13 protein-coding genes and 2 pseudogenes are annotated in these 14,010 nt (G+C 33.5%); 5 read left to right on the top strand and 10 right to left on the bottom strand.

Annotated elements, in window-relative coordinates; genetic code table 11:
- Nucleotides 1-450, bottom strand: a pseudogene (locus ACIDC4_RS03115) (ABC transporter ATP-binding protein); the annotation flags it as partial.
- 204 nt (nt 451-654) lie between these two features.
- A pseudogene (locus ACIDC4_RS03110) lies at nt 655-879 on the bottom strand (ATP-binding cassette domain-containing protein); the annotation flags it as partial.
- 133 nt (nt 880-1,012) lie between these two features.
- Between ACIDC4_RS03110 and ACIDC4_RS03105 the strand changes: the two are divergent.
- Together ACIDC4_RS03105 and ACIDC4_RS03100 are read left to right on the top strand one after the other, a co-directional pair.
- Nucleotides 1,013-1,738: a phosphodiester glycosidase family protein gene (locus ACIDC4_RS03105; protein WP_412041706.1), complete on the top strand. Its 726-nt coding sequence runs from the start codon at nt 1,013-1,015 to the stop codon at nt 1,736-1,738.
- Nucleotides 1,739-1,838: 100 nt separating this feature from the next.
- Nucleotides 1,839-2,132, top strand: a complete 294-nt coding sequence (locus ACIDC4_RS03100) for a hypothetical protein (protein WP_230036852.1) — start codon at nt 1,839-1,841, stop codon at nt 2,130-2,132.
- Nucleotides 2,133-2,229: 97 nt separating this feature from the next.
- On the opposite strand, the gene ACIDC4_RS03095 is transcribed toward ACIDC4_RS03100, so the two are convergent.
- From ACIDC4_RS03095 to ACIDC4_RS03065, 7 genes are all read right to left on the bottom strand, one after another.
- Nucleotides 2,230-2,532 (bottom strand): DUF6787 family protein, encoded by a 303-nt coding sequence (locus ACIDC4_RS03095; RefSeq protein WP_412041705.1) that lies wholly within the window; start codon nt 2,530-2,532, stop codon nt 2,230-2,232.
- Between the two features lie 32 nt (nt 2,533-2,564).
- Nucleotides 2,565-3,008 (bottom strand): DUF6146 family protein, encoded by a 444-nt coding sequence (locus ACIDC4_RS03090; protein WP_412041704.1) that lies wholly within the window; start codon nt 3,006-3,008, stop codon nt 2,565-2,567.
- Between the two features lie 269 nt (nt 3,009-3,277).
- Entirely contained in the window at nt 3,278-3,841 is a 564-nt protein-coding gene (locus tag ACIDC4_RS03085; protein WP_412041703.1) for a hypothetical protein, read from the bottom strand.
- Between the two features lie 165 nt (nt 3,842-4,006).
- Nucleotides 4,007-4,360, bottom strand: a complete 354-nt coding sequence (locus ACIDC4_RS03080) for a hypothetical protein (RefSeq protein WP_412041702.1) — start codon at nt 4,358-4,360, stop codon at nt 4,007-4,009.
- A gap of 93 nt (nt 4,361-4,453) precedes the next feature.
- The gene (locus ACIDC4_RS03075) at nt 4,454-5,404 is read right to left on the bottom strand and encodes a D-2-hydroxyacid dehydrogenase (RefSeq protein WP_083691695.1); all 951 of its coding nucleotides are present in this window, start codon (nt 5,402-5,404) and stop codon (nt 4,454-4,456) included.
- Between the two features lie 235 nt (nt 5,405-5,639).
- Nucleotides 5,640-6,710: a 3-phosphoserine/phosphohydroxythreonine transaminase gene (serC, locus tag ACIDC4_RS03070; RefSeq protein WP_412041701.1), complete on the bottom strand. Its 1,071-nt coding sequence runs from the start codon at nt 6,708-6,710 to the stop codon at nt 5,640-5,642.
- Between the two features lie 93 nt (nt 6,711-6,803).
- The gene (locus tag ACIDC4_RS03065) at nt 6,804-7,877 is read right to left on the bottom strand and encodes an acyl-CoA reductase (RefSeq protein ID WP_412041700.1); all 1,074 of its coding nucleotides are present in this window, start codon (nt 7,875-7,877) and stop codon (nt 6,804-6,806) included.
- Nucleotides 7,878-8,013: 136 nt separating this feature from the next.
- On the opposite strand from ACIDC4_RS03065, the gene ACIDC4_RS03060 reads away from it, so the two are divergent.
- Together ACIDC4_RS03060 and ACIDC4_RS03055 are read left to right on the top strand one after the other, a co-directional pair.
- On the top strand, nt 8,014-8,367 hold the full coding sequence (locus ACIDC4_RS03060) for a 4Fe-4S dicluster domain-containing protein (RefSeq protein WP_271335551.1): 354 nt from the start codon (nt 8,014-8,016) through the stop codon (nt 8,365-8,367).
- 167 nt (nt 8,368-8,534) lie between these two features.
- Entirely contained in the window at nt 8,535-9,695 is a 1,161-nt protein-coding gene (locus ACIDC4_RS03055) for a peptidase associated/transthyretin-like domain-containing protein (protein WP_412041699.1), read from the top strand.
- Nucleotides 9,696-9,780: 85 nt separating this feature from the next.
- Here the strand turns inward: ACIDC4_RS03055 and ACIDC4_RS03050 are convergent, their stop codons facing one another.
- Entirely contained in the window at nt 9,781-12,516 is a 2,736-nt protein-coding gene (locus tag ACIDC4_RS03050; RefSeq protein ID WP_412041698.1) for a TonB-dependent receptor, read from the bottom strand.
- A gap of 316 nt (nt 12,517-12,832) precedes the next feature.
- On the opposite strand from ACIDC4_RS03050, the gene ychF reads away from it, so the two are divergent.
- Nucleotides 12,833-13,927, top strand: coding sequence for a redox-regulated ATPase YchF (ychF, locus tag ACIDC4_RS03045; RefSeq protein ID WP_230036873.1), 1,095 nt, complete (start codon nt 12,833-12,835; stop codon nt 13,925-13,927).
- The last annotated feature ends 83 nt before the right edge of the window (nt 13,928-14,010 follow it).

Below are 14,010 nucleotides of genomic sequence, written 5' to 3'. Positions count from 1 at the left end.
TTAAGAAATAATTTGTCCATCAGACATAACTAATTTTCTATCCGCCATATTGGCCAGTTCTTCGTTGTGGGTTACAATAACAAACGTTTGTCCGAATTCGTCACGAAGCTGGAAGAATAACTGATGCAGGTTTTCGGCAGAATGAGTGTCCAGATTTCCTGAAGGTTCATCGGCAAAAATAACATCGGGTTTGTTGATTAAAGCTCTTGCAACAGCAACTCTTTGTTGTTCTCCGCCTGAAAGCTCGTTTGGTTTATGATGTATTCTGTGTGATAAACCTAAATATTCTAAGATTCTTTTGGCTTCTTTTTCGGTTTCTGCTTTTGGTTTGTTTGCCATAAAGGCGGGAATACAAACATTTTCCAGAGCGGTAAATTCAGGTAAAAGCTGATGAAATTGAAAAATAAAACCAAGATTTAAATTCCTGAAATTAGATAATATTTTGTCTTGTTTGCTTTTCTTTTTGAAATAACGATTCATATAAATCGCTAGTACTAAAAGAGGCAGTAATAAAGCTGCGATCGTGATGTATCTAAAGAGATCATCAAATATTGTAAGTTTAAAGAATACTAAAAAAGCAAGTAAACATAAAGTATAAATGCCGCCTATCCAGGAAACCCATTTAAATGTTTTTTCCTGTTTTGAATTGTCGGTTTCTACATCCTGCAATTTCAATACATTTTCTCCGTTTATAATAAGGGACGATTCTGGGTTTATTTCAGGTTTATCCAGTGTTCCTAAAATTTGTAAAAGAGTTGTTTTTCCTGCACCTGAAGCACCAACAATAGAAACAATTTCTCCTTTTTTGATATGCAAATCAACTCCCTTTAAAACCTCTAATTTATCGTAGAACTTATGTATATTTTTTGCGTGAATCATTTTGAAACTGTTTTTACAAAGAAACAAAGATTCTGCCGATATAAAAATGTGTTGTAACAGAATTTTATGAAGAATGTTATTTAAACAGGTATTGAAATTTTATTTTACATTTATAAGAAATTATTCTAAAAATATGAAAATAAAAATAGGGTTGTTAGTTTTGATAATTATGCTTCCAGGCTTGTTTATTGGCGCAAAAGTATATGCTGATGATTCTTTTTTGGTGTACAAAGCCGACCTTCAAAAGCAAGATTTAAAACTATACTGGAAGAATAATAAGGATGAGAATTTTGGAAGTATCCAAAACTTAAAACTTTGGATCGAAAAAAATAAGATGACTTTAAAATTTGCGATGAATGGCGGAATGTATAAAAAAGATAACTCACCACAGGGACTTTATATCGAAAAACAAAAAGTTTTGGTTGCTTTGGATACCCTAAAAGTGTCTGGCAATTTCTATTTAAAGCCCAATGGCGTTTTTTATCTCACAACGAAAAGAATTGCCGGAATTTGTAAAACAGAAGATTTTCGTAATGATGGAAAAATAGAATATGCGACTCAATCCGGGCCAATGTTAGTTATTGACGGAAAAATTCATCCCGATTTTACAAAGGGATCAAGTAATTTGAACATTCGAAACGGTGTGGGCATTCTGCCAGACGGAAAAGTTGTTTTTGTATTGTCGAAAAAAGAAATAAATTTTTATGATTTTGCCAGCTATTTTAAAAGCCTAGGCTGCAAAAATGCTTTATATCTCGACGGATTTGTATCACGTGCTTATGCACCATCAGAAAATTGGATTCAGACCGATGGAAATTTTGGTGTGCTATTTGCTATAACAGAAAAAAAGAATAATTAAAGAGTTTATTAGATGGGAATTAAGAAATAAAATTGCCTTAATCAATAAGTTCAGTTGAATCATTTTTTATAAATTCGAATAATATCTAAACGAAATGAAAATGCAGGAAGTAAAAACAATAAACGAAAGCGACAGAACCAGAAAACTCCTTTTGGGTTTGCTTTTGGACGGTGTTGGAATGATATCCTTTACAATTCCGTGGATTGGAGAATTCTCAGATGTAATCTGGGCGCCCGTTGCCGCATTTATTATGACCAGAATGTACAAAGGCAGAGTTGGGCGAGTGGCGAGTGTTTTAACTTTTATAGAAGAAGCATTGCCTTTTACAGATATAATTCCGTCGTTTACATTGACGTGGATTTATACTTACTATTTCCAAAAAGGAGAAAATTAAAATCGTAACAATTTTATAAATGACAAATGGCAACCTTAAAAAGTTGCCATTTTTTATTTTATTGAGATTGTGAAATCTGTTGTAAGCATTTATAAAATTAATCTTTGAATAAAAATCCTAATCCCATATTTTTAAGCATTTTCTTTTCGAAATTCCAAAAGAAACGGAATTGTCCAAAAACAGTTCCAATAGCAACAAGTAGTACCTGATAAATAGGGAAAATAATCAATAAACGGATTAGAGTAAACCATCCGCCAAAGTCTTCTTTGGTGATGCCCAGTAAAACGCAAAAAGGTTTAGACAACCATGCAGATGCCGATCCTGTGATGGCAAAAACAATCAATATAATTATGGCTTGTAGATTTGAGGTAATACCCCAACGTTTCTTTAATCGATTCATTTTTATTTGCAATAATTACAAATATAAGAACATTATCTTATAGGAACATACCCTGAAAGCTTTTGTTTGTATGTATTTTGAAAATAAATCATATAATTATAAATCAGGTAATTTACTTCATATCCGTAATGAATATTTGGCTGATAATCTATCCTCATTTCGTATAAATTGGGACTATAACGCTGCGGTTGCAAAACACGATTATTCCATTCATTTACATATAAATTATTTTTGTTTTCAAGATATGATAAAGAATAATAATTACGCGGAAGCGCTGTTGCAGCCAGCCAGGTACTAAAACCGTTATCTATAATAATAACTTCATATTCTAGTGAGTCATTGGCGATCCTTACTGTATCATTTACAGCAACCTTTGGCGGGTGAACAGAAGTATTTGCTGCGACACTGCTTTTTGTAGCAGTAGAACATGCTACTATGGTAAATAAGAGGATTAGAGCGTAAATGTAATTTTTCATGACTTTGAAATTTCGAACTTAAATTTACAAATAAAGCAGTCAGCTATTTTGTTATTTAACAGCACTTTGTAGTTTTAGACTGCAGATTTAAGCTTATTTAAAACTTAGAATATCAAAACCTTTGCCATTTTTAGGTGTGATACAAAAAAAGCTGTTTATGGTAAATAAACAGCTTTAAAATATATTTCATTTAGCACTTAGCATCTTAGCCTCTCAGAACCTTAGCCTCTCAGAATCTTAGTATCTCAGAAAATTAGTAACTTAGAACCTTACTTACTTCCAAACAATTTTCCAATAAAACCTGCAATTCCACCTTTGCTTTTAGTGACCACAAGAACATCAGTTACATCTACCTTTCCGTCATTATTTTGGTCTAAACCAAACTGCATTCCGTATTTATTAATTGTTTCCATGATACCAGAAGCTTGTCCGCTATTTCCGGTAAGAGAACCAATAATATCAGAAATCTGAAAACTATTGTCATTAGGATCTTTTGCTTTATTAACCAAAGAACTTAATATTTGCGGAATCATACTTGCTGCAACTCCTGAAGAAGCATCACTGCTCAATCCAAATTTTTGTCCAAGACTTCCTGATAATTGTTGTGTTATTTGCTGTACAACAGGGTTCGAACTATCTATAGAAGATTTACCACTAAACAAACCGGCAAGTTGTTCACCGCCGCCTTCTGTAGCAATTTTTTTCAGTCCTTCAAATATCGAAGTACTTGTTTCGTTTATTACCGCCTCGTTTTGTTCATTAGGAACGGCAGAGTTGTTTACTACGGCATTACCTCCGTATTGTTGTACTAATTGAGTTAATTGCTCAAACATAATGTTTAGATTTAGATTAAACGACAAATTTAATAAAAAGAAAGATATTTACTACAAAGTAATAATAAATACGTCTAAAGTTAATCTATTTTTTAATTACTTGCTCAACAATTTAAGAAATTACTCAAACGCTTACATAGGGCTAACTTAAAGATAATGTTATAGTTAGTTGTTTAGTGTTTTCACTTCGCACCAGGTTTTGATATCTTCAGGATTAAATCCAGGGCAATTTTTGATGTTCTTTTTAGGAAAAAATAATACATCATTATTAAATGTACTTAGATTAAAGTAATAATTGCTGCGATCTTCACCATATCTCCAAACATCACTAGAGCCGCTATTACCAACTGTCTCTGTAAATGTAAAAATAGAAGATTGCTTTGGTATAAAATATTCTTTTTCGATAACAAGCATCAATATATTTCCAAAGATAGAAGTGCAGAATAAAGCAATTATAGCTGTGAGTGCAATCAAACGAAAGATCCACTTGCGTTTAGAATTTATTTTGTCTGTTTTCATATTTCGTTTAATTACACGCCAAAATTAGAAAAAAAGAAAAGGGATTTACTACAATTAAGCAGCAAATCCCTTTAAATGATTTAATCTATTTGTTTAGCTCAACAAAGTAATAATTTGTGAAGCCAATTCTGTACCAATTCTGTCTTGTGCCTCTCCGGTTGCAGCTCCAATGTGCGGAGTCAACGAGATTTTAGTGTGCATTAAGATCGCCATTTCTGGTTTTGGTTCACTTTCAAAAACGTCTAAACCTGCAAAAGAAACTTTTCCAGAATCTAAAGCTTTTACTAAAGCTACTTCATCGATAACCCCACCACGAGCACAGTTTACGATTCCAACACCATCTTTCATGATCGCCAATTCTTTTTCTCCAATGATGTAACCATCCTGAGCAGGAACGTGCAGTGTAATGAAATCAGCTTCTTTAAACAAAGATTCTAATGATTGAGAAACGATAGTTGTAGTGATTGACTGACCATCAAAAAACTCAACCTTAACATCTACAGACGGAATAAAACTATCTGCAGCAATTACTTTCATTCCTAAACCAAGAGCCATTTTTGCAGTAGCTTGTCCGATACGACCAATACCAACAATACCTAAAGTTTTTCCTCTTAATTCAGTTCCGTTTGCGTATGCTTTTTTCAAACCATCAAAGTTTGAATCCCCTTCAAGAGGCATATTTCTGTTAGAGTCATGTAAGAAACGAACACCAGAAAACAAGTGTCCAAATACCAATTCAGCAACAGATTCTGATGATGAAGCCGGAGTATTAATTACATGAATTCCTTTGCTTTTAGCATAATCAACATCAATATTATCCATACCAACACCACCACGACCAATAATTTTAAGTCCAGGGCAAGCATCGATAATATCTTTACGAACTTTAGTTGCGCTACGCACTAAAACTACGTCTACATTATTTTCATTCACAAAATTAGCTACTTGTTCCTGAGCTACTTTTGTAGTTATAACTTCAAATCCACCTTTTTCTAAGGCAAGAATTCCACTTTTAGAAATTCCGTCATTTGCTAATACTTTCATTGTGTGTTTATTTTGTTTATTTGTTTAACTGTTTAATCGTAAAGATTATTGGATAAACAGATATTATGATTTTTCTTTTTTTGATTTAGGAGCTAATCCCGCTATTCGTTCCAATCTTTTATTTTTTTAAAGAAAAAAAATAAAAGGATTTCCACTGCTATCGGGGCTAGGATTCTAGTATTCAATTCACATTTTCGGCAAACTAAAAGCTGAAAACCGAGACTGTGACCGTAAACTAAACTTTAGACTCCAAAGCTTTCATTACATCTACTAAAACCTGAACACTTTCGATAGGCATAGCATTGTAAATAGAAGCTCTGTAACCACCCACAGAACGGTGTCCTGGCAATCCTGAAATTCCTGCAGCTTTCCATAAAGCATCAAAAGTTTCTGTATGATCAGCGTTATTCAATAAGAAAGTAACATTCATTTTAGAACGATCTTCAACCGCTGCAGCACCTTTGAATAATGGGTTTCTGTCGATTTCAGTGTAAAGTAAATCAGCTTTTGCGTCGTTTAATTTCTCAACAGCAGCGATTCCGCCTTTTTCTTTAATCCACTGTAAAGTTAGTAACGATACATAAACAGCAAAAACAGGAGGAGTATTGTACATACTTTCTGCTTTAATATGTTTAGCATAATCTAACATACTAGGGATAGTTTTTCCGTTTTTCTCTAAGATTTCTTCTTTAATAACAACAAGAGTTGTTCCTGCAGGACCCATATTTTTTTGAGCTCCGGCGTAGATTAAATCAAATTTAGAGAAATCTAAATTGCGTGAAAAAATATCAGAACTCATATCGCAAACAACAGGAACGTTAGTTGCAGGGAATTCTTTCATTTGAGTTCCAAAAATAGTATTGTTACTAGTACAGTGAAAATAATCTGCATCACTTGGTATTTCGTATCCTTTTGGAATATGGTTATAATTTTGTTCTTTCGAAGAAGCTACAACAATAGTTTCTCCAAAATATTTTGCTTCTTTTATTGCAGCAGTTGCCCAGGTTCCGGAATCTAAATAAGCGGCTTTTCCACCTTCTTTCAATAAATTATACGGAGCCATTAAGAAAGCGGTACTTGCACCACCTTGTAAAAATAGTGCCTGATATCCTTTTCCTGTAAGTCCTAATAACTCTAAAGCAAGGGAACGAGCTTCATCCATAACGGCAACGAAATCTTTACTTCGGTGCGAAATTTCAAGAATAGAAAGTCCTGAATCATTAAAATTTAATATAGCTTTTGATGCTTTTTCAAAAACCTCTTGAGGTAAAATACTTGGTCCTGCGCTGTAGTTGTGTTTTTTCATGGTTGTTGTTAAAAGTCGAAAATTTTAAAGAGGCAAATTTCGGCAATAGGAGCTGAAAAAGCGATAAATTATTCGAAATAATTAAACATATTTTTACTTTGTTGTTAACAAAAACGTTATAGTATCTACGTTATCTGCATAATCCCACAATTGAGGATTTTGAGTTTGTCCGAATGGGATACTATTTTTGATCAAATCATTGCTAACAATACACTGAATTTGTTCAGCATCAGCTTCAAGACGAGTTTGTAATTCGTCTATGTTTTCGTAAAATTCATAAAAAACACTCGAAATAGGAGAGGCGTAGCTAGGATCTTCTTTTATGGTTAGAAACCCGTTATCGAGTAATTTAAAATTACTCATTAAAAATACCGCCTTATTATAATCGTAATTATTAGCGTATTTCTCGTAATGAATAACGTCCTGATATTTGAAAATTGCTTCAAAAAAAGCATCAAATGTATATCCTTTAGGTACAAAAAGCTTGGAGACATTGCGGCATCCCAGACCAAAATACCTGAAAATATCTTCACCTAAATTTTCTAAATCTTCTTTAGTTTCTTTTCCGTTTAAAACCGCAACCGAATTTCTGTTTTTTCGAATGATCGAAGGTTTATCTTTAAAATAATATTCAAAATATCTCGCAGTATTATTGCTTCCGGTGGCGATTACAGTATCAAAGTTTTCCAGTTTTCCTTCCACGAAAGTGATCTTATCTTTTAAGCTTTCATCAACAAAAACTAAATATTTTGCTAAAAACGGCAATAAATGCTGATCGTTTGAAGATGTTTTTATTAAAGCTTTATTTCCTGTAATTAAAACAGATAAGAAATCGTGAAAACCTACCAGCGGAATATTTCCCGCCAGAATTAAAGCGACATTTTTTTCAGTATTGTCATTCTGGGCAAATTCTGTTGCGTATTGAGAAAGCCATTTTGTAATGTTTTCTTCGGTCAGCGCATCGGCCCATGATTTTATAGCAAAGTATACTTGTTCAGGTGTATACCATCCGTTATGAGATTGTGATAAAAGGATCAGTTTTATAAAATCATCAAAAAACAAGTCATTGCCTAAAACGGAAGGATTTTGTGTATTATCTGTTTCAGAAAACTGATTTAGGAATTTACCTAATTCAACAAAAACACTTTTTTTTGTTTCTAATGTCATAATGTTTGTTTATGAATTGTTTTGATTGTAATTTTGCACAAAAATAAGCTATATTACGTTATAAGGCAAAGCAGAATGAAATCTTTGGTATTTTAAACTCAAAGCCTGTAACTTTTAACATGTAACCAAGAACAAGATGGCAATAATTATAACTGACGAATGCATAAACTGTGGAGCTTGTGAACCAGAGTGCCCAAATACAGCAATTTATGAAGGCGCTGATGATTGGAGATATAAAGACGGAACAAAACTTTCAGGAAAAATAATCTTACCGGACGGAACTGAGGTTGACGCAGATGATGCTCAAACACCAATTTCTGACGAAGTATATTATATTGTTCCTGGAAAATGTACAGAGTGTAAAGGTTTTCATGATGAACCTCAATGTGCTGCTGTGTGTCCTGTTGATTGTTGTGTGCCAGACGATAATCACGTAGAAGATGAAGAAACCTTGTTGAACAGACAAGCGTTTTTACATGGTGATGAATAAACATTTATTGTAGAAAATATAAATCCTGAGTTAGTACTCAGGATTTTTTTTTGCTCAAATTTTTAAATTTTGACATTTGGTAGTTTGTTGATTTTTAAGGTTTTATTTTTTTAATGTTAATTTATTAATAAAAAATCAATACTTTAGTTGAAAATTTAACAACGCCTATGAAGAGAGTGATACTTTTATTTATTGTGTTTTTTACTGTTAATACTTTTGCTCAAAATATAGAATATTCTATCATTGTAAAAGATATAGAAACACAATTGCCTATAGAAAATGCAATGGTTGTTATACTTAAAACCAAACAGGTTTTGTTAAGTAATGAAGACGGAAAAGTTACTTTTATGCTAACCGGAGCTTCGAATGTTCAGGTTTCTGAAATGAATTATGAAAATTTAACCTTGCGCTGGGTAACTTTAAAAGAAGATCAATTTGTAGTTTATCTAAAAAATAAGAACAACAAATTAGATGAAATTGTCTTGTCTAAAGAAAATCCACAAAAAATATTGCAACGAATTGTGTCTAATTCAATAGCAAAATTAACAACACCTTATCGACTTAAAGTTTACGTGAGAGAGTTTTTTATGCTCGATAATAAATACTCCTATTATAATGACGGACTGGTAAATTTTCAGTTTTCAGGAAATAAAAAGTCAACCACTACATTATTAGTAGAACAAAACAGATCTTATGGTTTGCTTGAAACAGATGTAAGTGCAGATTTAAGAGGTTATAATCTCAATAATATCATGGAGAATTATTCGAACTTAAATTATTTTCGTCCCGTTTTAGATTCAAAAGCAAAAAAAGAATATGATTATATTATAAAAGGCCATCCTAATAATAAAGACTATTATATAATGAAAATTACTGCTCTTGATAAATCTAAAAAAGATGCAGATAGTTTTGAGGTTATTTATGATCCTGTAAAAAAACTTATTGTAGAATTTTCGTGTGTTTTTACGCCTGGAGATCCTGATAAAATCGAAGAAAAACCTGCAATAGGCTCAAAGAAAATCACCAGATCTTTTGTAAAAGTAGATTATAGATTAGATGGTTCAGATTATTATTTGTTAAGTTCGAACGAAGAAATAGCTTATGATCTTACCTTAAAAGATCGGGTTAAGAATATTCAGGTTCGAAATAATTTTATTACCACCAGTTATAACAAACAAAAGTTTACCTACAATGAAAGTGATGTTTTTAAAGAGAAAACACTTTTTAATAAACAAAATAAAATCCTAACCAAGTATTGGGATATTTCAGGATTTACAGCAACCGACGAAGAAAAAGCAATCATTGCTTCCTTAGATTTTAAGCTATGATCTTTAATGAATAAAAAAATCCTGAGTTTAACGCTCAGGATTTTTTGTGTTTTATTATCAGATTAAGACAAAGCCTTTCTTTAAATTAAAAATTAAATCCAAGCCTTGCGTAGTAATAAGCTCCGTTGAAACCCATTTGTACAGCATCCCAATATCCTCCGGCTTCAACCCAGTCGTCTTGCTGGTCAGGATAGATATTTAATAAGTTATTGGCTCCAATGCTAATTTTGGTAGACTTTGAAACTTTAAATCCTAAAGTTAAGTCGGTTACAATTTTTGCCCCGTACGTATCTGTAGCAGCTTTCTTTTGGTTGGCAAAAACCTGAGCATCAGTTTCGGTTGGAGATGTTCTGTAATCTTCAGGATCTTCATCCATTTGGTAATCCAGCAATTTTACCTCGCTAAATCTGGTAAAAGCCAAACCTGCATCAAACCATTTTCTTCCGTAATTAAGATTTAAACCAAATTTATTTGGCGGAGCAGAAGCCAGTAAGAAAGCTTTGTCACGTTCTCCGAAGAATGTTTTTTCATCTAAAGTACCATTTTTTACTTTGTCGATTTTCATGTCATTGATGTTTCCAACAAGCGTTGCACCCAATCGATTCTCGTTTATTGTTTTTTTCCATGCCAAAACAACATCAAGTCCTGTCGTTTTTGTATCAACGCCATTTACAAAAAACTGAGCTTTATCTACATTACCAGGCAAAGCCGATGCATCAAAATAACCCGTTAATACAATTCTGTCTTTTACATTAATCAAATAACCATCGACAGTTGCGGTAAAATCGCCAAAATTAGCTGTAAAACCCAAAGAAGCATTTAAAGCTTTTTCTTCGTTTAATTTCTGAATTCCAAAAGCTCTGGTGATTTCGCTATCATTAGGAGCCAGCAAAACTTCGGTTGCTCCGGCAGAACTAAAGTTGGTAAAACGTAAATTGTAATAAATTTGGGCTAATGACGGAGCGCGAAATCCGGTACTTACAGAACCTCTTAGGTTAATATTATCTGTAATTTTAAGTCTCGAAGCCAGTTTTCCATTTACTGTACTTCCAAAATCACTGTAATTTTCATAACGAACAGCTCCGCTTAGCATCCATGCTTCTGTAACGTCTAGTTCAGCATCGGCATATAAAGAGAAGTTGGTGCGGCTTTTATTTACTTCATTTGCCGGACTATATCCCGGGAAACCCTGAGAACCACCAGGTCTTGGAATCGTTGGTGAAGAAGTTGGATCTGTAGGGTCGTAATCAGGATTTGGAACCGTAGGAGCACTTTGGGTTGTTGGGTCTGTAATTGGTACTCCGTTAGTATCATAAGTAGCGTATGAACCTTCTTCTCCGGCAAAAATTTCGAATTTTTCTACTCTGAATTCAGTTCCAAAAGCAATATTTAATCCGCCAAGAATATCACCGTAATTTTTTGAAACATCCAAATTAGTAGTGTTTTGAAGTAAACTGTGTCCACCTGCATCAAATTCTCGTGGAGATTTATCTTCAAGAGAAGCATTGATCGTTCCTTTTATATCATAATGAAATTTGTTCTTACCAAATGTGTTGCTTAAATCCCATTTCCAGCCAGCTGAAGTCTCTGTTCTAATTCCTGCAGCAATCGAATTGTCATTTATTTTTGAGGTAATTCTAGGCGTATATCCGCCAGGATAAATAGATTCTACGACTCTTTCTCCATCGTTTCGGGTAAAAGCGTAAGCATCTGTATCTCTAAAGTTACTTCCTCCAAAAGCATAAAATTGCGTCTTGTCAGAAATTGGGATCGCAAGATTTACAAATAAATTCACACCCTGAATCTCAGCTTCTCCAAATCCTTTTCTAAAATCAAAACCAGGACGTAATGTTTTGTTTTTATTCAAAAATTCTCCGGTCACATTCACATAGCCTCCTTTAGATCCTATTGCAGTACCGTAGTTGGCAGAAACTTTTAGAGATCCTCCGTCAAAATTTTGGTTTTTCCCAAATGAGTTTCCGTTACCTTTTTTGTCTAATCTAAAATCTTTAGTGTTTGCTGTACCATCAGGGAAATCTCCTTTTGCATCTGTATTAAATGCACCATAAGTAATGGCTCCGGTAAATTCGTTTATATTATCATTGGTAACAATATTGATAACTCCTGCAATGGCATCAGAACCATATTGTGCCGCGGCACCATCTCTTAGAATCTCAATTCGCTTAATAGAGGCAGCAGGAATAGCATTCAAATCAGTTCCGGTATTTCCACGTCCGCGAGTTCCAAATAAATTAATCAATGACGATTGATGTCTTCTTTTTCCGTTAATTAAAACCAAAGTCTGATCAGGTCCCATTCCTCTTAAAGAAGCCGGATCAACGTGATCTGCTCCATCAGAACCGGATTGTTTATTCGCATTAAACGAAGGGGCTACATATTGTAGTAATTCATTAATTTCCAGTTTTCCGCTTTGCGTCGTAACATCTTTTACATTAATAACATCAATAGGAACAGCCGAATTTACAACCGTTCTTTTTGCATTTCTCGAACCCACAACAACGACATCGCTCAAAATTTGGCCGCCGCTTTCATCTAAAATAACCTCTATTTTATCGCCTGTAACTTTTTTTTCGATAGAAGAATAGCCAACATAGCTAAAAATTAATGAAGCTCCTTCTTTGACTTTTATACGATAACTTCCTTCAAAATCAGTCGATACGCCGTTTGCAGTTCCTTTTTCAAGAACATTAACACCCGGTAAAGGCGCGCCGGATTTGTCTTTTACAACACCTGAAATTTCTTTTTGTGCAAAAAGAAACACCGTATTCATTAGAAATAAAAATAACGCAATCTTTTTCATGGTTTTGTGAGTTTGGTTTATTGTTTTGTTTTGATCGTTGATAAAAGTAATATTTTTTAACAAAATATTAATAAAAAGTTTAATTATTTTAAAGAAGGTGTTTTAAAATACATTAATCGTCATTTTTACTTCACTTACGAGCTATTAAATCTTATATTTGCAAAATTTTAAAGCCAAAAAATATCATTTCGGCAGAAATAAAAAGTCAATACATAAATTATACATCATTAAAGTAACCGCCTATATATTAAGGTAGAAGCTAAATGACAAGACCTGAGAGAATCAGGATCTAATAAAAAATAAATAGAAACAACAGATGAAAGCAGGAATTGTAGGATTACCAAATGTTGGAAAATCAACATTATTTAATTGTTTATCTAATGCAAAAGCGCAAAGTGCCAACTTTCCGTTTTGTACAATCGAACCTAATATTGGTGTTGTAAACGTTCCGGATCCAAGAATCAATAAGTTGGAAGAATTGGTAAAACCAGAGCGCGTACAAATGGCAACAGTAGATATTGTTGATATCGCAGGTTTGGTAAAAGGAGCAAGTAAAGGTGAAGGTCTTGGAAACCAATTTTTAGGAAACATTAGAGAGTGTAATGCTATTATTCACGTTTTGCGTTGTTTTGATAACGATAACATCGTACACGTAGACGGAAATGTAAACCCAATTCGTGACAAAGAAACGATTGATATCGAATTACAGTTAAAAGACTTAGAAACGGTTGAAAAACGTTTAGAAAAAGTAAACCGTGCCGCTAAAACCGGAAATAAAGAAGCGCAAACTGAAAAAGCACTTTTAGACAGAATCAGAGAAGCATTATTACAAGCTAAATCAGCTCGTACTATTACACCTCAAGGAAACGACGAAGAAGTTTTAATGGAATCTTTTCAGTTAATTACTGCAAAACCAGTTTTATACGTTTGTAATGTTGACGAAAACTCAGCAGTAAACGGAAACAAATATGTAGATCAGGTTCGTGAATTAGTAAAAGACGAAGATGCTGAAGTTATTATCCTTTCGGTAGGAGCAGAGGCAGATATTACAGAACTGGAAAGTTACGAAGAGCGTCAGGTTTTCCTTGAAGATATGGGATTAACAGAACCTGGAGCATCAGTTCTTATTCGTGCAGCTTACAAATTATTAAAACAACAAACGTATTTTACCGCAGGTGTAAAAGAAGTTCGTGCCTGGACCATCAACATTGGTTCTACAGCGCCACAAGCCGCAGGAGTAATTCATACTGATTTCGAAAAAGGATTTATTCGTGCAGAGGTAATTTCATACGAAGATTACGTACACTATGGTTCAGAAGCAAAAGCAAAAGAAGCAGGAAAATTCAAAGTCGAAGGAAAAGAATATGTAGTAAAAGATGGTGATGTAATGCACTTCCGTTTCAACGTATAAATTTCTGGAGAATAGAATAAAGAATAAAGAATAAAGAATATAGAATATAGAGAATAGACTAAACTGCTGAAGGAATTCAGCAG

Origin of the sequence: Flavobacterium sp. C3NV, assembly GCF_046825355.2 — a bacterium.
Classification (GTDB): Bacteria; Bacteroidota; Bacteroidia; order Flavobacteriales; family Flavobacteriaceae; genus Flavobacterium.
Note: the sequence above shows the minus strand (reverse complement) of the source record. Positions and strands in the feature narration are given on the sequence as shown.